This window comes from Streptomyces sp. NBC_00859, assembly GCF_045161865.1.
Classification (GTDB): Bacteria; Actinomycetota; Actinomycetes; order Streptomycetales; family Streptomycetaceae; genus Streptomyces.
Genome location: NZ_CP108826.1, coordinates 3,200,055 through 3,219,089 on the forward strand (window position 1 = coordinate 3,200,055; position 19,035 = coordinate 3,219,089).

Annotated in this window: 16 protein-coding genes and 1 pseudogene; 3 read left to right on the plus strand and 14 right to left on the minus strand. The window is 68.9% G+C overall.

From position 1 onward, the window contains the following. Positions 1-221 precede the first annotated feature (221 nt). From nuoN to OG584_RS13760, 14 genes and pseudogenes are all read right to left on the minus strand, one after another. Complete coding sequence (gene nuoN / locus OG584_RS13695) at positions 222-1,874, minus strand: NADH-quinone oxidoreductase subunit NuoN (protein WP_405778106.1); 1,653 nt, start codon at positions 1,872-1,874, stop codon at positions 222-224. Further along, complete coding sequence (locus OG584_RS13700) at positions 1,871-3,442, minus strand: NADH-quinone oxidoreductase subunit M (RefSeq protein WP_405778107.1); 1,572 nt, start codon at positions 3,440-3,442, stop codon at positions 1,871-1,873. The genes nuoN and OG584_RS13700 overlap by 4 nt, the downstream gene beginning before the upstream one ends. A 5-nt stretch (positions 3,443-3,447) precedes the next feature. Continuing rightward, positions 3,448-5,343, minus strand: coding sequence for an NADH-quinone oxidoreductase subunit L (gene nuoL / locus OG584_RS13705; protein ID WP_405778108.1), 1,896 nt, complete (start codon positions 5,341-5,343; stop codon positions 3,448-3,450). A gap of 14 nt (positions 5,344-5,357) precedes the next feature. Beyond that, positions 5,358-5,657 carry an NADH-quinone oxidoreductase subunit NuoK gene (nuoK, locus tag OG584_RS13710; protein WP_250299134.1) on the minus strand — a complete coding sequence of 100 codons (300 nt, stop codon included), beginning with the start codon at positions 5,655-5,657 and terminating at the stop codon, positions 5,358-5,360. Further along, a complete protein-coding gene (locus OG584_RS13715) occupies positions 5,654-6,514 on the minus strand; it encodes an NADH-quinone oxidoreductase subunit J (protein WP_405778109.1) in 861 nt (286 codons plus the stop codon). Before OG584_RS13715 ends, nuoK begins: the two co-directional genes overlap by 4 nt. After that, entirely contained in the window at positions 6,511-7,197 is a 687-nt protein-coding gene (gene nuoI / locus OG584_RS13720) for an NADH-quinone oxidoreductase subunit NuoI (protein ID WP_405778110.1), read from the minus strand. The genes OG584_RS13715 and nuoI overlap by 4 nt, the downstream gene beginning before the upstream one ends. Continuing rightward, positions 7,190-8,521 (minus strand): NADH-quinone oxidoreductase subunit NuoH, encoded by a 1,332-nt coding sequence (gene nuoH / locus OG584_RS13725; RefSeq protein ID WP_405784046.1) that lies wholly within the window; start codon positions 8,519-8,521, stop codon positions 7,190-7,192. Before nuoH ends, nuoI begins: the two co-directional genes overlap by 8 nt. Before the next feature lie 35 nt (positions 8,522-8,556). Further along, positions 8,557-11,097: an NADH-quinone oxidoreductase subunit G gene (locus OG584_RS13730; protein ID WP_405778111.1), complete on the minus strand. Its 2,541-nt coding sequence runs from the start codon at positions 11,095-11,097 to the stop codon at positions 8,557-8,559. Then, positions 11,094-12,479, minus strand: coding sequence for an NADH-quinone oxidoreductase subunit NuoF (gene nuoF, locus OG584_RS13735; protein ID WP_405778112.1), 1,386 nt, complete (start codon positions 12,477-12,479; stop codon positions 11,094-11,096). Before nuoF ends, OG584_RS13730 begins: the two co-directional genes overlap by 4 nt. Then, positions 12,479-13,291, minus strand: a complete 813-nt coding sequence (nuoE, locus tag OG584_RS13740) for an NADH-quinone oxidoreductase subunit NuoE (RefSeq protein WP_405784047.1) — start codon at positions 13,289-13,291, stop codon at positions 12,479-12,481. The genes nuoF and nuoE overlap by 1 nt, the downstream gene beginning before the upstream one ends. 53 nt (positions 13,292-13,344) lie before the next feature. After that, positions 13,345-14,688, minus strand: a complete 1,344-nt coding sequence (locus tag OG584_RS13745; RefSeq protein ID WP_405778113.1) for an NADH-quinone oxidoreductase subunit D — start codon at positions 14,686-14,688, stop codon at positions 13,345-13,347. Further along, positions 14,688-15,482: pseudogene (locus OG584_RS13750) on the minus strand (NADH-quinone oxidoreductase subunit C); the annotation flags it as partial. The pseudogene OG584_RS13750 and the gene OG584_RS13745, both read right to left, overlap by 1 nt. Next, complete coding sequence (locus OG584_RS13755; RefSeq protein ID WP_356828963.1) at positions 15,407-15,961, minus strand: NADH-quinone oxidoreductase subunit B family protein; 555 nt, start codon at positions 15,959-15,961, stop codon at positions 15,407-15,409. The gene OG584_RS13755 and the pseudogene OG584_RS13750, both read right to left, overlap by 76 nt. 18 nt (positions 15,962-15,979) lie before the next feature. Next, complete coding sequence (locus OG584_RS13760; RefSeq protein ID WP_250299117.1) at positions 15,980-16,339, minus strand: NADH-quinone oxidoreductase subunit A; 360 nt, start codon at positions 16,337-16,339, stop codon at positions 15,980-15,982. Between the two features lie 352 nt (positions 16,340-16,691). Between OG584_RS13760 and OG584_RS13765 the strand changes: the two genes are divergently transcribed. From OG584_RS13765 to OG584_RS13775, 3 genes are all read left to right on the plus strand, one after another. Beyond that, complete coding sequence (locus OG584_RS13765; RefSeq protein WP_405778114.1) at positions 16,692-16,877, plus strand: hypothetical protein; 186 nt, start codon at positions 16,692-16,694, stop codon at positions 16,875-16,877. A gap of 405 nt (positions 16,878-17,282) precedes the next feature. Beyond that, the gene (locus tag OG584_RS13770; RefSeq protein ID WP_405778115.1) at positions 17,283-18,098 is read left to right on the plus strand and encodes a C40 family peptidase; all 816 of its coding nucleotides are present in this window, start codon (positions 17,283-17,285) and stop codon (positions 18,096-18,098) included. Between the two features lie 210 nt (positions 18,099-18,308). Continuing rightward, positions 18,309-18,995 (plus strand): DUF899 family protein, encoded by a 687-nt coding sequence (locus tag OG584_RS13775; protein ID WP_405778116.1) that lies wholly within the window; start codon positions 18,309-18,311, stop codon positions 18,993-18,995. The last annotated feature ends 40 nt before the right edge of the window (positions 18,996-19,035 follow it).

Here is a 19,035-nt window from a genome sequence, read left to right on the forward strand (position 1 = left end):
GGTCCCTTGCCCGTCCTGCCGGTCACTCCAGCCACGATAGGGTCCCGCACTGACATCTCGGGACACAGCGGGGTACCGCGGGCTGCGGCCGGGGCGGTCCGCACTCCCCGCTCGCGCCTCGGGGCAGCCGCGTAGGACCAGGTCAGCGGCGTACGAACGCCGTCGGGCGGGCCGGACTCGCCCGGCCCGCCCGACGGCGGAGATCGTGTGGAGAAGCCCGGCTACCGGACGAAGACCCCCGCCTGGTTCGCCAGGTCCAGGAAGTACTGCGGCGCGAGCCCCAGCACCAGTGTGACCGCGACGCCCACACCGATCGTCGTCATCGTGAGCGGCGACGGGACGGCGACCGTCGGCCCGTCGGCCTTCGGCTCGCTGAAGAACATCAGCACGATGACCCGGATGTAGAAGAACGCGGCGATGGCGGACGAGATCACACCGACCACGACCAGTCCGCCGGCCCCGCCGTCTGCCGCAGCCTTGAACACGGCGAACTTCCCGCTGAATCCGCTGGTGAGCGGGATACCCGCGAAGGCCAGCATGAAGACGGCGAAGACCGCGGCCACCAGGGGTGAGCGGCGGCCCAGCCCGGCCCACTTGGAGAGGTGGGTGGCTTCACCGCCCGCGTCCCGGACGAGCGTGACCACGGCGAAGGCGCCGATCGTCACGAACGAGTAGGTCACCAGGTAGAAGAGGACGGAGCTGACGCCCTGCGGTGTGGTGGCGATGACACCGGCCAGGATGAACCCGGCGTGGGCGATCGAGGAGTAGGCCAGCATCCGCTTGATGTCGGTCTGGGTGATCGCGACGATCGCGCCGCCCAGCATGGTGATGATCGCGACGGCCCACATCACGGGGCGCCAGTCCCAGCGCATCCCCGGCAGCACCACGTACAGCAGCCGCAGCAGCGCGCCGAACGCGGCGACCTTGGTGGCCGCCGCCATGAAGCCGGTGACCGGGGTCGGCGCGCCCTGGTAGACGTCCGGGGTCCACATGTGGAACGGCACGGCGCCGACCTTGAAGAGCAGCCCGAGGAGGATCATCGCGCCGCCGATGAGCAGCAGCGCGTCGTTGCCCATGGTCTGGGCGAGCGCGGGGTCGACGTTCTGCACGGTGCCGTCGACGACATCCGCGATCCGGGCGTACGAGACGGAGCCCGCGTAGCCGTAGAGCAGGGCGATCCCGAAGAGCAGGAAGGCCGAGGAGAACGCGCCCAGCAGGAAGTACTTGACGGCCGCTTCCTGCGACATCATGCGCTTGCGGCGGGCGACGGCGCACAGCAGGTACAGCGGCAGCGAGAAGACCTCCAGCGCCACGAAGAGCGTCAGCAGGTCGTTGGCCGCGGGGAAGACGAGCATGCCGCCGATGGCGAACAGGACGAGCGGGAACACCTCGGTGGTGGTGAAGCCGGCCTTGACCGCTTCCTTCTCGCTTTCGCTGCCCGGTACGGACGCGGCCTGCGCGGCGAAGGAGTCCGTGCGGTTGCCGTGCACCTCCGGGTCGAGCCTGCGCTCGGCGAAGGTGAAGACCGCCACGAGCGAGGCCAGCAGGATGGTGCCCTGCAGGAAGAGCGCGGGCCCGTCGACCGCGACCGCGCCCATCGCCGCGATGTGTGCCTTGGTCGAGCCGTAGCCGCCCGCCGCGAGGGCGACGACCGCAGCGAAGGAGGCGACGATCGCCACGACGGCGAGGAACACCTGGGCGTAGTAGCGGCCCCTGCGCGGCACGAACGCCTCGACGAGCACGGCCACCATGGCCGCACCGAGGATGATCAGCACAGGAGTGAGCTGTGCGTACTCGATGTGCGGGGTCGGGATCTTTCCCATGGGGCCCGCCGCCCCCATTGTCCACAGGCTGTGGACAGCTGTTGCGCTCACTTCGCGGCCTCCACTGCGGGCTTGGGGTCCTTCTTCTGGACGTCGGACATGGTGTGCTTCACGGCCGGATCGACGATTTCCGTCAGCGGCTTCGGATAGACACCGAGGAAGACCAGCAGGACGATCAGCGGCAGCACCACCACCAGCTCACGGACCTTCAGGTCCGCCATGCCCTGCACCGTCGCCCTGACCGGTCCTGTCATCGTGCGCTGGTAGAGGACGAGGACGTAGAGCGCGGCCAGCACGATGCCGACGGTCGCGACGATCCCGGCGGCCGGGTAAGCGCTGAACGTGCCCACCAGGACCAGGAATTCACTGACGAACGGCGAGAGGCCCGGCAGCGAGAGGGTGGCGAGGCCGCCGATCAGGAAGGTCCCGGCCAGGATCGGGGCGACCTTCTGGACGCCGCCGTAGTCGGCGATGAGCCGCGAGCCGCGCCGCGAGATGAGGAAGCCGGCCACCAGCATCAGGGCGGCTGTCGAGATGCCGTGGTTGACCATGTAGAGCGTCGCGCCCGACTGGCCCTGCGTGGTCATCGCGAAGATGCCCAGGACGATGAAGCCGAAGTGCGACACCGACGCGTAGGCGATCAGCCGCTTGATGTCGCGCTGGCCGACCGCGACCAGTGCGCCGTAGACGATGCTGATCAGCGCGAGCACCAGGATCACCGGGGTGGCCCACTTGCTCGCGTCGGGGAAGAGCTGGAGGCAGAAACGCAGCATCGCGAAGGTGCCGACCTTGTCGACCACGGCGGTGATCAGCACGGCGACCGGGGCGGTCGCCTCACCCATGGCGTTGGGCAGCCAGGTGTGCAGCGGCCAGAGCGGCGCCTTCACCGCGAAGGCGAAGAAGAAGCCGAGGAAGAGCCAGCGCTCGGTGCTCGTCGCCATGTGCAGCGAGCCATTGGCCCGCGCGGCGACGATCTCCTGGAGGGAGAAGTTCCCGGCGACCACGTACAGCCCGATGACGGCGGCCAGCATGAGCAGCCCGCCGACCAGGTTGTAGAGGAGGAACTTGACCGCGGCGTAGGAGCGTTGGGTCGCGGCCGCCTCGTCGCCCCCGGCGTGGGCCCGGTCCCCGAAGCCGCCGATGAGGAAGTACATCGGGATGAGCATGGCTTCGAAGAGGATGTAGAAGAGGAAGACGTCGGTGGCCTCGAAGGAGAGGATCACCATCGCCTCGACGGCGAGGATCAGGGCGAAGAAGCCCTGCGTCGGCCGCCAGCGTGAGCTGTGCGTCTCCAGGGGATCGGCGTCGTGCCAGCCGGCCAGGATCACGAACGGGATGAGCAGGGCTGTCAGCGCGAGCATCGCGAGCCCGATGCCGTCCACGCCCAGCTCGTACCGCACGCCGAAGTCCTTGATCCAGGCGTGCGACTCGGTGAGCTGGTAGCGGGCGCCGCCCGGTTCGAACCGGACGAGCTGGATGGCACCCAGGGCGAGCGTGCCGAGCGAGACGAGCAGCGCCAGCCACTTCGCCGCGGTGCGGCGGGCGGCCGGGACCGCGGCGGTGGCGATCGCACCGACCGCCGGGAGTGCGGCGGTCGCCGTCAGGAGGGGAAAGGACATGGTGATCAGACCGCCCTCATCAGCAGGGTCGCGGCGACGAGGATCACTGCGCCGCCGAACATCGAGGCCGCGTAACTGCGGGCGTAGCCGTTCTGCAGTTTGCGCAGCCGGCCCGAGAGCCCGCCGACCGAGGCGGCCGTGCCGTTCACGACTCCGTCCACCAGGGAGTGGTCGAGGTAGACCAGCGACCGGGTGAGGTGCTCACCGCCCCGGACCAGGACCACGTGGTTGAAGTCGTCCTGGAGCAGGTCGCGCCGGGCGGCACGGGTGAGGAGCGAGCCCTTGGGGGCCACCGCGGGTACGGCCTTGCGTCCGTAGACGAGCCAGGCGATGGCGACCCCGATGACCAGGACCACCATCGTCCCGGCGGTGACGGCGCCCGCGCTGACCGGTGAATTGCCTTCGGAGTGGCCGGTGACGGGCTCCAGCCAGTGCAGGAAGCGGTTCCCGATGCCGAAGAACGCACCGGCGAAGACCGAGCCGAAGGCCAGGATGATCATGGGGATGGTCATCGACTTGGGCGACTCGTGCGGGTGCGGCTCGTGGCCGTCCGCGTCCGGGACCCAGCGCTTCTCGCCGAAGAACGTCATCAGCATGACCCGCGTCATGTAGAACGCGGTGATGCCTGCGCCCAGCAGGGCCGCACCGCCGAGGATCCAGCCCTCGGTGCCGCCCTTGGCGAAGGCAGCTTCGATGATCTTGTCCTTGGAGAAGAAGCCGGAGAGGCCGGGGAAGCCGATGATGGCGAGATAGCCGAGGCCGAACGTCACGAACGTCACCGGCATGTACTTCCGCAGGCCTCCGTACTTCCGCATGTCCACCTCGTCGTTCATGCCGTGCATGACCGATCCGGCGCCGAGGAAGAGTCCGGCCTTGAAGAAGCCGTGCGTGACGAGGTGCATGATCGCGAAGGCGTATCCGATCGGGCCGAGCCCGGCCGCCATGATCATGTAGCCGATCTGCGACATCGTCGAACCCGCCAGGGCCTTCTTGATGTCGTCCTTGGCGCAACCGACGATGGCACCGAAGAGCAGCGTCACGGCGCCGACCACCACGACAGCCAGCTGCGCGGTGGGGGCGGCGTTGAAGATCGCGCCGGAGCGGGTGATGAGGTAGACGCCCGCGGTCACCATGGTCGCCGCGTGGATCAGGGCCGAGACCGGGGTCGGGCCCTCCATCGCGTCACCGAGCCAGGACTGCAGCGGCACCTGCGCCGACTTGCCGCAGGCGGCGAGCAGCAGCATCAGGCCGATGGCGGTGAGCTTGCCCTGCGAGGCGTCGCCCACGGAGTGCAGCACCGGGCCGAAGGCGAACGTCCCGAAGGTGGTGAACATCAGCATGATCGCGATCGACAGGCCCATGTCGCCGACGCGGTTGACGATGAAGGCCTTCTTCGCGGCCGTCGCCGCGGACGGCTTGTGCTGCCAGAAGCCGATCAGCAGGTACGAGGCGAGACCGACGCCCTCCCAGCCGACGTACAGCAGGAGGTAGTTGTCGGCGAGGACCAGCAGCAGCATCGCCGCGAGGAAGAGGTTCAGATAGCCGAAGAAACGGCGTCGCCGTTCGTCGTGCTCCATGTAGCCGATCGAGTAGATGTGGATCAGCGTGCCCACACCGGAGATCAGCAGGACGAAGGTCATCGACAGCTGGTCGAGCTGGAAGGCGGCGTCGGCCTTGAAGCCGGCCACCGGGATCCAGCTGAACAGGTGCTGGTGCAGGGTGCGGTGGTCCGCACCCTTGCCCAGCATGTTGACGAAGAGTACGGCCGCCAGCACGAAGGACGCGCCGGCGAACAGCGTGCCGAGCACGTGGCCCGCACGGTCGAACCGCCGGCCACCGCAGAGCAGTACCGCCGCTCCGAGCAAAGGCGCTGCGATCAGCAGCGCAATCAAGTTCTCCACTGTTCAGCGACCCCTTACAGCTTCATCAGGCTGGCGTCGTCGACCGAGGCCGAGTGGCGGGAACGGAAGAGCGACACGATGATCGCGAGCCCGACCACGACCTCAGCGGCGGCAACGACCATCGTGAAGAAGGCGATCACCTGGCCGTCCAGGTTTCCGTGCATACGGGAGAAGGCGACGAACGCGAGGTTGCAGGCGTTGAGCATCAGCTCCACGCACATGAAGACCACGATCGCGTTGCGCCTGATCAGCACCCCGGCGGCGCCGATGGTGAACAACAGCGAGGCGAGATAAAGGTAGTTGACCGGATTCACTTCGCCTCCTCCTCTTCGCGGGCGGACCCCTCACGAGCGGACCGGCCGTCGGCGATCCCGGCGTCGTGGCCGTGCCCCGACGTCCGGCCGAGCCGCTCCTCGGAGCGCTGCTCCAGCGCGCGGAGGTCCGCCATGGCCTCGCTCGACACATCGCGGATCTGGCCGCGCTGACGCAGCGTCTGCATGACGGTGAGCTCCGACGGGGTGCCGTCCGGGAGCAGTCCGGCGACATCCACGGCGTTGTGCCGGGCGTAGACACCGGGGGCGGGCAGCGGCGGCAGCTGCTTGCTGCGCACGCGGTCCTCGGACATCTGCCGCTGGGTCCTGGCCTCTTCGGTGCGCTCCCGGTGCGTGAGCACCATCGCGCCGACGGCCGCGGTGATGAGCAGCGCGCCGGTGATCTCGAAGGCGAAGACGTACTTGGTGAAGATGAGCGCGGCGAGGCCCTGCACATTGCCGTTGGCGTTGGCCTTGCCCAGGCCCGTGAAGCTCTTGAGCGAGGCGTTGGCGATTCCGGCGATCAGCAGGACGCCGAACCCGAGCCCGCAGAGCACGGCCAGCCAGCGCTGCCCCTTGATGGTCTCCTTGAGCGAGTCGGCCGCGGTGACACCGACCAGCATGACCACGAAGAGGAAGAGCATCATGATCGCGCCGGTGTAGACGACGATCTGGACGATGCCCAGGAAGTACGCGCCGTTGGCGAGGTAGAACACCGCCAGGATGATCATGGTCCCGGCGAGGCTCAGCGCACTGTGCACGGCACGCCGCATCAGTACGGTGGCGAGCGCGCCGATCACGGCGACCGTGCCCAGCACCCAGAACTGGAAGGCCTCACCGGTGGAGGTCAGGGAGTTCACGCCTGCGCCTCCCCGTTCGGCCGGTCGGCCGAGGCGGCTGCCGTGGCAGCCGCCGACTCGCCCTTGGACACGGCGACCTGGCGGACGGTACCGGGGGCGGACTCGGTCACGAGGCCCCGGTAGTAGTCCTGTTCGTCGGTGCCGGGGAAGATCGAGTGCGGTGAGTCGACCATGCCCTCGTCCAGGCCGGCGAGCAGCTGCTCCTTGGTGTAGATCAGGCTGGCACGGCTGCTGTCGGCCAGCTCGAAGTCGTTCGTCATGGTGAGCGCCCTGGTCGGGCAGGCCTCGATACAGAGTCCGCACAGGATGCAGCGGGCGTAGTTGATCTGGTAGACGCGGCCGTACCGCTCACCCGGGGAGTAACGCTCCTCCTCGGTGTTGTCCGCGCCCTCCACATAGATCGCGTCCGCCGGACAGGCCCAGGCGCACAGCTCGCACCCGATGCACTTCTCCAGTCCGTCCGGATGCCGGTTGAGCTGGTGCCGCCCGTGGAAGCGCGGCGCCGTCGTCTTCTCCTGCTCCGGGTACTGCTCGGTCAGCCGCTTCTTGAACATGGCCTTGAAGGTCACGCCGAAGCCGGCCACCGGGTTCTGCCACGGAGTCTTGGGGGTCTCGTCTCCAGAAGCCCCGGAAGCCCCGGAAGCCCCGGAGGACTCAGAATCCCCAGTCGAGCGGTCAGACATCGCCAGCCTCCTTTCCGTCACTCACAGTGTCCACGCCACCACTGACAATCAGCTCCCGCTGGGTGCGCGAGCGCCGCCGGGGTACCGGCGGAAGGGTCTGTCCCGGCAGCGGCGGTACGGGGTAGCCGCCCGCCATCGGGTCGAAGTCCGGCCCCGGGCCCGCCGCTTCCTCCGCCGCCTTCTCCTGCTTCTCCTGCTTGTCGCGGAAGATGTCGTAGACGAAGGAGAGCAGCAGGATCGCCACGACGGCCCCGGCTCCGTAGAGCACGATCCGGGAGTAGTCGTAGTTGTCGTTGCGCAGTGCCCGCACGGTCGCCACCAGCATCAGCCAGACCACGGAGACCGGGATGAGGACCTTCCAGCCCAGCTTCATCAACTGGTCGTAGCGCACCCGCGGAAGCGTGCCGCGCAGCCAGATGAAGAAGAAGAGGAGGAGCTGGACCTTGATGACGAACCAGAGCATCGGCCACCAGCCGTGGTTCGCCCCCTCCCAGAAGGTGGAGATGGGCCACGGGGCCCGCCAGCCGCCCAGGAAGAGCGTCGCGGAGACCGCCGAGACGGTGACCATGTTGACGTACTCGGCGAGCATGAACATCGCGAACTTGATGGACGAGTACTCGGTGTTGAAGCCACCGACCAGATCGCCCTCGGACTCCGGCATGTCGAACGGGGCGCGGTTGGTCTCACCGATCATCGTGACGATGTAGATGATGAAGGAGACCGGCAGCAGCACGATGAACCAGCGGTCCTTCTGCGCGTCCACGATCGCCGACGTCGACATCGACCCCGAGTAGAGGAAGACGGAGGCGAAGGCGGCGCCCATCGCGATCTCGTAGCTGATCATCTGTGCGCAGGAGCGGAGTCCGCCGAGCAGCGGGTACGTCGACCCGGACGACCAGCCCGCGAGGACGATGCCGTAGATGCCGACCGATGCGACCGCGAGGATGTAGAGCATCGCGATCGGCAGGTCGGTGAGCTGCATCGTCGTGCGGTGGCCGAAGATCGACACCTCGTTGCCCGAGGGGCCGAAGGGAATCACCGCGATCGCCATGAAGGCGGGCACCGCGGCGACGATCGGCGCGAGGACGTAGACGAACTTGTCCGCCCGCTTGACGATCAGGTCTTCCTTCAGCATCAGCTTGATGCCGTCGGCGAGCGACTGGAGCATGCCCCAGGGGCCGTGCCTGTTGGGGCCGATGCGCAGCTGCATCCAGGCGACGACCTTGCGCTCCCACACGATGGAGAAGAGCACGGTGATCATCAGGAAGGCGAAGCAGAAGACGGCCTTGATGACGACCAGCCACCAGGGGTCCCGTCCGAACATCGACAGGTCCTCGGTCGCTGCGAGGTAGTAGTTCGTCACGCCTCCACCTCCGTCGTGGCCGCGGGTGCGGCGGGTGCGCCCGGTGCGGCGGAGATCCGCACCAGTTCGCCCGGTCGGGCGCCGGTGTCGCGCAGGACGCCGCCGCCCGTCGAGTTCAGCGGGAGCCAGACCACCCGGTCGGGCATCGCGGTGACCTGGAGCGGCAGCCGTACGTCGCCTGCGGGCCCGGCGACGGCGAGGAGGTCGCCGTCCTTGACGCCGGTCTCGTCGGCGGTCGCGGCCGACAGCCTGGCGACCGCGGCGTGCCGGGTGCCGGCCAGCGCGTCGTCGCCCTGCTGGAGGAGCCCCTGGTCGAGGAGCAGCCGGTGGCCCGCGAGTACGGCCTCGCCGTCGGAGGGCCGGGGCAGTGTCGCAACGGTGGCGACCGGGTCGCCCGCGTGCTGTCCGGTCCAGCCGCCGAGCCGGTCCATCTCGTTGCGTACGGACGTGACGTCCGGCAGCGCGAACTGGCTGAGCCGGTCGCCGCCTCCCGCGTGGGCCAGGGCATCGGCCAGCATGTGCAGCACCCGCGAGTCGGCCGGGGCGAGCGTGCGCGTCATCTGTTCCGGCTTGAGCGACGCCTCGAAGAGCCGCGCCCGGCCTTCCCAGTTGAGGAAGGTGCCCGCCTTCTCGGCGACGGCGGCCACCGGGAGGACCACGTCGGCCCGGTCGGTGACCGCGCTGGGCCGCAGTTCGAGCGAGACCAGGAAGCCGACCTTGTCGAGCGCCTCCTCGGCGCGCGCCGGATCGGGCAGGTCCGCGGTCTCGACACCCGCGACGAGCAGGGCGCCCAGTTCGCCGGTGGCGGCCGCTTCCAGGATCTGCCCGGTGTCCCGGCCGAACCGGTGCGGGAGTTCGCGTACGCCCCAGACCGCGGCCACCTCCTCGCGGGCCCGCGGATCGGTGGCGGGGCGCCCGCCGGGCAGCAGTGCGGGGATCGCGCCCGCCTCGATGGCGCCGCGCTCCCCTGCCCTGCGCGGCACCCATACCAGGGCGGCGCCGGTGGCGGTCGCGGTGCGGACGGCCGCGGTGAGCGCGCCGGGTACGGCGGCGAGACGTTCGCCGACGATGATCACTGCCCCTTCCGCGCGGAGGGCTTCGGCGGCCTGCCGTCCTTCGTCGTCCAGACCGACGCCGCCCGCGATGGCGTCCAGCCACTCGGTCTCGGTGCCGGGTGCGGCGGGCAGCAGCGTGCCGCCCGCCTTCTCCAGGCCGCGGGTGGCGTGCGTGGCGAGGGCGAAGGTGCGCTGCCCGTGCTTGCGGTGCGCCTTGCGCAGCCGCAGGAAGACGCCGGGGGCCTCCTCCTCGGACTCGAATCCGGCGAGCAGGACGGCCGGGGCCTGCTCCAGCGACGTGTTGGTGACCCCGGCGCCGTCGAGGTCCCTGCCGCGGCCCGCGACGCGGGCGGCCAGGAAGTCGGCCTCCTCAGCGGAGTGCACCCGGGCGCGGAAGTCGACGTCGTTGGTGTCGAGTGCGACGCGGGCGAACTTGGCGTAGGCGTAAGCGTCCTCGACGGTGAGCCGGCCGCCGGTCAGCACTCCGGTCCGGCCGCGCGCCGCGGCGAGCCCGTTCGCCGCCCGCTCCAGCGCCTCGGGCCAGCTGGCCGGTTCCAGGACGCCCTCCTCGTTCCTCACGAGGGGGGTGGTCAGCCGGTCGGGGCGCTGGGCGTAGCGGAAGCCGAAGCGGCCCTTGTCGCAGAGCCACTCCTCGTTGACCTCGGGGTCGTTGGCGGCGAGCCGCCGCATGACCTTGCCGCGCCGGTGGTCGGTGCGGGAAGTGCAGCCGCCCGCGCAGTGTTCGCACACCGAGGGCGACGACACCAGGTCGAAGGGGCGGGAGCGGAACCGGTAGGCCGCCGATGTCAGTGCGCCGACCGGGCAGATCTGGATGGTGTTGCCGGAGAAGTACGACTCGAAGGGGTCGCCCTCGCCGGTGCCGACCTGCTGGAGCGCGCCGCGCTCGATCAGCTCGATCATCGGGTCGCCGGCGATCTGGTTGGAGAAGCGGGTGCAGCGGGCGCAGAGCACGCACCGCTCGCGGTCGAGAAGGACCTGGGTGGAGATCGGTACGGGCTTCTCGAAGGTCCGCTTCTTGCCGTCGAACCGGGAGTCGGAGTTGCCGTGCGACATCGCCTGGTTCTGCAGGGGGCACTCGCCGCCCTTGTCGCAGACCGGGCAGTCCAGCGGGTGGTTGATGAGGAGCAGCTCCATCACACCGTGCTGCGCCTTCTCGGCGACCGGCGAGCTGAGCTGCGACTTGACGACCATGCCGTCGGTGCAGGTGATGGTGCAGGAGGCCATCGGCTTGCGCTGGCCCTCGACCTCGACGATGCACTGGCGGCAGGCGCCCGCGGGGTCGAGGAGCGGGTGGTCGCAGAAGCGCGGGATCTCGATGCCGAGCTGTTCGGCGGCGCGGATGACCAGAGTCCCCTTGGGGACGGAGATCGCGATGCCGTCGATGGTCAGCGACACCAGGTCCTCGGGCGGGACCGCTGCCTCCCCGCCCCCGGAGGGAGCACTGTTCGTCGTGATTGTCATGCGTTCACCTCCGAGGTGTGGCGGGGCTCGTCGGCCCAGACGGTCGACTTGTCCGGGTCGAACGGGCAGCCCTTGCCTGTGATGTGCTGCTCGTACTCCTCACGGAAGTACTTGAGCGAGGAGAAGATCGGCGAGGCGGCGCCGTCGCCGAGCGCGCAGAACGACTTGCCGTTGACGTTGTCGGCGATGTCGTTGATCTTGTCGAGGTCGGACATCACGCCCTTGCCCGCTTCGATGTCGCGGAGCAACTGGACGAGCCAGTAGGTCCCTTCGCGGCAGGGTGTGCACTTGCCGCAGGACTCGTGAGCGTAGAACTCGGTCCACCGGGTGACGGCCCGCACCACGCACGTCGTCTCGTCGAAGCACTGGAGCGCCTTGGTGCCGAGCATCGAGCCGGCGGCGCCCACGCCCTCGTAGTCCAGCGGGACGTCGAGGTGCTCGTCGGTGAACATCGGCGTCGACGAGCCGCCGGGCGTCCAGAACTTGAGCCGGTGGCCGTGCCGCATCCCACCGCTCATGTCGAGCAGTTGGCGCAGTGTGACGCCGAGCGGCGCCTCGTACTGGCCGGGGCTGGTGACGTGCCCGCTCAGCGAGTAGAGCGTGAACCCGGCGGACTTCTCGGTACCCATCGACTTGAACCAGTCCTTGCCCCGGTTCAGGATCGCGGGAACCGACGCGATGGACTCCACGTTGTTCACCACAGTGGGACATGCGTAGAGCCCGGCGACAGCGGGGAAGGGAGGCCGGAGCCTGGGCTGGCCGCGGCGGCCCTCCAGGGAGTCGAGCAGCGCGGTCTCCTCACCGCAGATGTACGCGCCTGCCCCCGCGTGCACGATGACGTCGAGGTCGAGACCGCTGCCCAGGATGTCCTTGCCGAGGTAGCCCGCCTCGTACGCCTCGCGCACGGCTTCGTGCAGCCGCCGCAGTACGGGGACGACTTCGCCGCGCAGATAGATGAAGGCGTGCGAGGACCTGATCGCGTAGCAGGCGATCACGATGCCCTCGATGAGGGAGTGCGGGTTGGCGAAGAGGAGCGGGATGTCCTTGCAGGTCCCCGGCTCCGATTCGTCGGCGTTCACGACGAGGTAGTGCGGCTTTCCGTCGCCCTGCGGGATGAACTGCCACTTCATTCCGGTGGGGAAGCCCGCGCCGCCCCGGCCGCGCAGGCCGGAGTCCTTGACGTAGGCGATGAGGTCGTCGGGCGCCATGGCGAGGGCTTTCTTCAGCCCTTCGTACCCGTCGTGCCGTTTGTACGTCTCCAGGGTCCAGGAGTCGGGCTGGTCCCAGAAGGCCGAAAGGACGGGCGTGAGCAGCTTCTCGGGGCTGGTCTCGCCGTCGCCCTCGCCGTTCCCGCTTCCGTTGAGCTCGGTGGCCACGCTCATCACTCCCCCTCCTCGGCTGTCGGGCCTGCCGGGTGCTCCGGGTCGGAGGCCGAGGTCTGCTGCGGTGCGTCGTGCGAGCTGAGGTGCTCGGAACCGGGCTGCGGCGGAGCCTTCGGGGACCCACCGCGCGGGGACACCACGCGCGGCTGCGGCGCCTCGCCCTTCGCGAGCCGAAGGCCCACCAGGGACGCGTGCCCCGCGCCGCCTGTCGCCTCGACCGCACCGTCGCGCTCGTCGGGGAAGCCGGCCAGGATCCGGGAGGTCTCGCGGTGGGTGCAGAGCGGCGCGCCCCGGGTCGGGGCGACCTGCTGCCCCTGCCGGAGGTCGTCGACCAGCTGCTTCGCGGACTCGACGGTCTGGTTGTCGAAGAACTCCCAGTTGACCATCAGGACCGGCGCGAAGTCGCAGGCCGCGTTGCACTCGATGTGCTCCAGCGTGACCTTGCCGTCATCGGTGGTCTCGCCGTCACCGACGTCGAGGTGTTCCCGCAGTGCGGAGTAGATGGCGTCGCCGCCCATGACAGCGCAGAGGGTGTTGGTGCAGACGCCCACCTGGTAGTCGCCGCCCGGCTTGCGCCGGTACATGGAGTAGAAGGTGGACACCGCGGTGACCTCGGCGGTGGTCAGGCCCAGCGACTCCGCGCAGAAGCGGACGCCGGTCCGGGTGACGTACCCGTCCTCGGCCTGCACCAGGTGCAGCAGCGGCAGCAGCGCCGACCTGCTGTCCGGGTAGCGGCCGATGATCTCCTTCGCGTCCGCGTCGAGCCTGGCGCGTACGTCGGCCGGGTAGTCGGGGGCGGGGAGCCGGGGCATGCCCAGACTCGTCGGGGCGGCCGTTGCCGCCGGAGCCGCCGAATGAGCTTCCGTCATCGGTCGACGCCTCCCATCACGGGGTCGATGGACGCGACGGCGACGATGACGTCGGCGACCTGGCCGCCCTCGCACATCGCCGCCATGGCCTGGAGATTGGTGAAGGACGGGTCGCGGAAGTGGACGCGGTAGGGGCGGGTGCCGCCGTCCGAGACCATGTGGACGCCGAGTTCGCCCTTGGGTGACTCGACGGCGGTGTACGCCTGCCCGGCCGGGACCCGGAAGCCCTCGGTCACCAGCTTGAAGTGGTGGATGAGGGCTTCCATGGAGGTGCCCATGATCTTCTTGATGTGGTCGAGCGAGTTGCCGAGTCCGTCCGGGCCCAGCGCGAGCTGCGCGGGCCAGGCGATCTTCTTGTCGGCGACCATGACAGGACCCGGCTCCAGGCGGTCCAGGCACTGCTCGACGATCCGCAGCGACTGGCGCATCTCTTCGAGGCGGACCAGGAAGCGGCCGTACGAGTCGCAGGTGTCGGCGGTCGGCACGTCGAACTCGTAGTTCTCGTAACCGCAGTACGGGTCGGATTTGCGCAGATCGTGCGGGAGGCCCGCGGAGCGCAGGATCGGACCCGTGGCGCCGAGCGCCATGCAGCCGGCCAGGTCGAGATAGCCGACGTCCTGCATGCGCGCCTTGAAGATCGGGTTGCCGGTGGCGAGCTTGTCGTACTCCGGCAGGTTCTTGCGCATCGTCTTCAGGAACTCGCGCAGCTGGTCCACGGCGCCGGGCGGCAGGTCCTGGGCCAGTCCGCCGGGCCGGACGAACGCGTGGTTCATCCGCAGCCCGGTGATCAGCTCGAAGATGTCGAGGACGAGTTCACGGTCCCGGAAGCCGTAGATCATGATCGTCGTCGCACCGAGCTCCATGCCTCCGGTGGCGATGGCCACCAGGTGCGAGGAGAGCCGGTTGAGCTCCATCAGGAGGACCCGGAGGACCGAGGCACGGTCGGGGATCTGCTCCTCGATGCCGAGCAGCTTCTCCACGCCCAGGCAGTACGCCGTCTCGTTGAAGAACGGCGTCAGGTAGTCCATGCGCGTGACGAAGGTGGTGCCCTGGGTCCAGGTCCGGTATTCGAGGTTCTTCTCGATGCCGGTGTGGAGATAGCCGATTCCGCAGCGGGCCTCGGTGACGGTCTCGCCGTCGATCTCCAGGATGAGCCGGAGCACGCCGTGGGTCGAGGGGTGCTGCGGCCCCATGTTGACGACGATGCGCTCGTCGTCGGCCTTGGCCGCGGACTGGACGACCTCGTCCCAGTCGCCGCCGGTGACTGTATATACAGTCCCCTCCGTCGTCTCGCGGGCCGAGGCGGCCGAGGCGTGGGGAGCTTCGCTGGAAGTGGTCATCAGGTGTACGACCTCCGCTGGTCCGGAGCAGGGATCTGGGCGCCCTTGTACTCGATGGCGATCCCGCCCAGGGGGTAGTCCTTGCGCTGCGGGAAGCCCTGCCAGTCGTCCGGCATCATGATCCGGGTGAGGGCGGGGTGGCCGTCGAAGATCAGGCCGAAGAAGTCGTAGGCCTCGCGCTCGTGCCAGTCGTTCGTCGGATAGACGGTGACCAGCGACGGGATGTGCGGGTCCGCGTCAGGAGCGCCGACCTCCAGCCGGATCAGCCGGCCGTGGGTGATGGAGCGCAGGTGGTAGACGGCGTGGAGTTCGCGGCCCTTGTCCCCGAGGAAGTGCACGGCGCTGACGCCCGTGCACAGTTCGAAGCGCAGGGCCGGATCGTCACGCAGCGTCCTCGCCACGGTCAGCAGGTGCTCGCGGTCGATGTGGAAGGTGAGCTCGTCCCGGTCGACGACGGTCTTCTCGATGGCGTTCTCCGGGACGAGCCCCTGCTCCTCCAGAGCGCCCTCCAGCTCGTCGGCGACCTCGTCGAACCAGCCGCCGTAGGGGCGGTTCGTGGCGCCGGGCAGGGCCACCGTCCGTACGAGACCGCCGTATCCGCTGGTGTCCCCGCCGTTGCGGGCGCCGAACATCCCCTTGCGTACGCCGATGACCTCACCGGCTTCGCTGCGTGGGGCGGGCGCCCTGCCGTTCTCTTCGCGCTGCTCTTCGTCGCCGCTCACCGCAGCAGCCCCTTCATCTCGATCGTCGGGAGCGCCTTGAGGGCCGCCTCCTCCGCCTCGCGGGCCGCTTCCACCTGGTTGACCCCGAGCTTGGAGCCCTGGATCTTCTGGTGAAGCTTGAGGATGGCGTCCATCAGCATCTCGGGACGCGGCGGGCAGCCGGGCAAATAGATATCAACCGGGACGATATGGTCCACGCCCTGAACAATTGCGTAATTGTTGAACATACCGCCCGAGGATGCGCAAACTCCCATGGAGATAACCCACTTGGGGTTGGGCATCTGGTCGTAGACCTGCCGCAGGACGGGGGCCATCTTCTGGCTCACCCGCCCTGCCACGATCATCAGATCCGCCTGCCGCGGCGAGCCGCGGAAGACCTCCATGCCGAACCGCGCGAGGTCGTAGCGGCCCGCTCCCGTCGTCATCATCTCGATGGCGCAACAGGCGAGGCCGAAGGTGGCCGGGAATACGGAGGACTTCCGCACCCAGCCGGCGGCCTGCTCGACGGTGGTCAGCAGAAATCCGCTCGGCAGCTTCTCTTCGAGTCCCATGGTGTGCCCCTCAGCCCCTCAGTCCCATTCCAGACCGCCGCGCCGCCACACATACGCGTAGGCGACGAAGACGGTGAGCACGAAGAGCAGCATCTCGACGAGCCCGAAAAGCCCCAGGGAGTCGAAGGTGACCGCCCAGGGATAGAGGAAGACGATCTCGATGTCGAAGACGATGAAAAGCATCGCCGTCAGGTAGTACTTGATGGGGAAACGGCCGCCTCCGGCCGGCGTGGGTGTCGGTTCGATACCGCACTCGTACGCCTCGAGCTTCGCCCGGTTGTAGCGCTTGGGACCGATAAGCGTGGCCATGACCACGGAGAAGATCGCAAACCCTGCCCCGAGGGCGCCGAGCACGAGGATGGGCGCGTAGGCATTCACGCTCCTCGCTCCTTCCAGTCGTCCTTGACCGTTGGACCGCATCGGGCCGGCTCATCCGCCTCGCTCCCCCGCCGTCCTGACGAAGATCGCGAATATGTGAAGCAGGTCACAAGCCCGACTGCCCCGCATCCTATGCCCGTCGGTCTGTGATCTGCGACACGGGGTACGACAACGCCTTTGTGATCTCCACCACCTGACGAAGGATCATCAAGTCGGATGACCGGTGATCTTCATACGTGAAGCGCCCGAGTGGTCACGAGACGTGACATCTCACCGTGTTACCGCTGGTCGAGAGCTTTTGCCACTATCAAGTCATGGCCCATGCATGCAAATTGGCGGTGGACACGGATGGGTGATATCGACCGTTCGGACATCCACCGAAGGCGGAGCGGCCGCCGCGGCAATGTACGTGCACGCGTTCACGAGCGGCCCGCACCGCGACCCCGGCGACCACCGGACGGACCCGGACGGCATCGCGGACGGCATCGCGGACGGGACGCTGACGACGACGCGGATGACGACGCGGATGACGACGTGAACGACCGCGGAAGGCAATGCGGACGGACGCGGACGGCGACGCGAAAGCGCGCGGCGGGCGGCCGGCGGGTGACCGGGGAGCACCCCGGAGGGCGGGCGGGCGCAGTTCCGGTCGCGGACGCAGCGCCCCGGCCCTCCGGTTCACGTCAGTCATGTGACCTGCCTCACCCAGGAGGCGCACCGAAGAAACAGGGCTTGGCCAACCTCGTGAACGGATGGTAGGCGTCGGGCAATTCGGGCGTATTACCGAAAGCCCTTGATCACGACCTTGATCGGCCGTGCCCGTATTGCCCGTTTCGGCGTCAATAAGGGCCCCACGAAACCGGAATGAGCTGTTCCAGTCGTAACTGTGGCGCAACACACGTTTGTTGAAGCCACCCCGGATTGCCTGATAGCGGTAGTGCTCATGTCCCACACCGCTCACATACCCAGCCACCGGAAGCCCCGCCCGCGCAGCGCCGCCAGAACCGCGCTCCGCGCCGGAGTTGCCGGTGGCGTTCTCAGCACCATCGCAGTGGCGGGTGCAGCTGGTTCGGCGAACGCGGCCGAGCCGGTCACCGAGAGCACGATCCAGATGCCCACCCTCAGCGCGGCCCAGGTCGCCGACGTCACGGAGCAGGTCGCCGCCGACCTGCAGCAGCAGGCGCAGCAGGACACCGCGGCCCAGGACGCCGCCAAGGCGGCCAAGAAGGCCAAGACGGACGCCGTGCACAAGGCGGAGGCCAAGAAGAAGGCCGAAGCCAAGGCCAAGGCGGAGGCCAAGGAGAAGGCTGACGCCGCCGCACGCGCCTCGCGTTCGTCCTCCCGTACGGCCCTGCACGCCGTCACCACGGCCGCGAGCACGTCCTCCAGCTCCTCGGTCGGCTCCGGCTCCGCCGCGTCCATCGTGAGCTTCGTGAAGTCCCACATCGGCGACGCGTACGTCATGGGCGGCACCGGCTCCAGCTCCTGGGACTGCTCGGGCCTCGTCCAGGCCGCGTACAAGAACGTCGGCGTCGACCTCCCCCGGGTCGCGCAGGGCCAGTCGACCTCCGGCACCCAGGTCTCGCTGAGCAACCTCCAGCCCGGCGACATCCTTTACTGGGGCAGCGCCGGCAACGCGTACCACGTGGCCGTCTACGTCGGCGGCGGCCAGTTCGTCGGCGCGCAGAACCCGAGCACCGGTGTGGTCGAGCGGCCCCTGGACTGGGACCAGCCGACCGGCGCTGTGCGCGTCCTCTGAGCCGGAGCCCACGGGCACCCGAACAGCTTTGTGCTTGGCCGAAGGGCCGCCACTCCCCCGCTCGGGGGTGGCGGCCCTTCGCCATGGGGCGACGGGGTGACACGGGGTGATCCCGTCGTTTCGCTGCCCGGCCCGCCCGGTGCGCGGGCATACGCTGCACGGCCGGAGCAGGTGGTGGCCACCACCTCAGCGGCTCAACCGGAGGCAGCGATGCGTCAGACCCGTCTCACCGGGGAATCGGCCGGATACGTCAGCGCCCGCGAGGAGCTGCAGCAGGCCGAGATCGAGCTGATGCGCCACCGTGAACGCGTCGCCGGTCTGCGCCGCCGGCTGCCGCTGGGTCCCGTTGTGGACGATTACGTGTTCGAGGAGGGCCCGGCCGATCTGGAGGCGGGTGACGCGCCGGCGCGGAACGTGCGCCTGGGCGACCTGTTCACCGGGCCCGGCCGGGACCTGATCGTCTATCACTTCATGTACGGCAAGAAGCAGACCGAGGCGTGCCCCATGTGCACGATGTGGATCGACGGTTTCAACGGCGTGGCCCACCACGTGACGCAGAACGCCGACTTCGCGGTCGTCGCCGCGGCCGGTCTGCCCGCGCTCCGCGCGCACGCGCGGGACCGGAACTGGACGAATCCGCGTCTGCGTCTGCTCAACGCCGGATCCGGAACCTTCAAGTACGACCTGGGCAGCGAGGACGCCGACGGCGGTCAGGAGTCGACGGTGTCCGTGTTCTCCCGCGACGACGACGGGGCCGTACGCCACGTCTACTCGGTCCACCCGCGGATGTCCGACGACATCGACCAGCGGGGCATCGACCTTTTCAGCCCGGTGTGGCACCTCCTCGATCTGACCCGCCGGGGCCGGGGAGACTGGGCCGCCGCGCTGCGGTACTGAGGGCTGTCCGGGGCCGGTCGACGCATGTTGGTGCGCATGC

What these genes read in the sequence shown, in the direction of transcription:
- OG584_RS13700 (WP_405778107.1), bottom strand. Translation starts at nt 3,442, where the DNA reads ATGTCCTTTCCCCTCCTGACGGCGACCGCCGCACTCCCGGCGGTCGGT.
- OG584_RS13730 (WP_405778111.1), bottom strand. Translation starts at nt 11,097, where the DNA reads ATGACAATCACGACGAACAGTGCTCCCTCCGGGGGCGGGGAGGCAGCG.
- nuoF (WP_405778112.1), bottom strand. Translation starts at nt 12,479, where the DNA reads ATGAGCGTGGCCACCGAGCTCAACGGAAGCGGGAACGGCGAGGGCGAC.
- OG584_RS13770 (WP_405778115.1), top strand. Translation starts at nt 17,283, where the DNA reads ATGTCCCACACCGCTCACATACCCAGCCACCGGAAGCCCCGCCCGCGC.
- nuoH (WP_405784046.1), bottom strand. Translation starts at nt 8,521, where the DNA reads ATGTTCGGACGGGACCCCTGGTGGCTGGTCGTCATCAAGGCCGTCTTC.
- OG584_RS13755 (WP_356828963.1), bottom strand. Translation starts at nt 15,961, where the DNA reads ATGGGACTCGAAGAGAAGCTGCCGAGCGGATTTCTGCTGACCACCGTC.
- nuoI (WP_405778110.1), bottom strand. Translation starts at nt 7,197, where the DNA reads ATGTCTGACCGCTCGACTGGGGATTCTGAGTCCTCCGGGGCTTCCGGG.
- nuoE (WP_405784047.1), bottom strand. Translation starts at nt 13,291, where the DNA reads ATGCCCCGGCTCCCCGCCCCCGACTACCCGGCCGACGTACGCGCCAGG.
- OG584_RS13775 (WP_405778116.1), top strand. Translation starts at nt 18,309, where the DNA reads ATGCGTCAGACCCGTCTCACCGGGGAATCGGCCGGATACGTCAGCGCC.
- OG584_RS13745 (WP_405778113.1), bottom strand. Translation starts at nt 14,688, where the DNA reads ATGACCACTTCCAGCGAAGCTCCCCACGCCTCGGCCGCCTCGGCCCGC.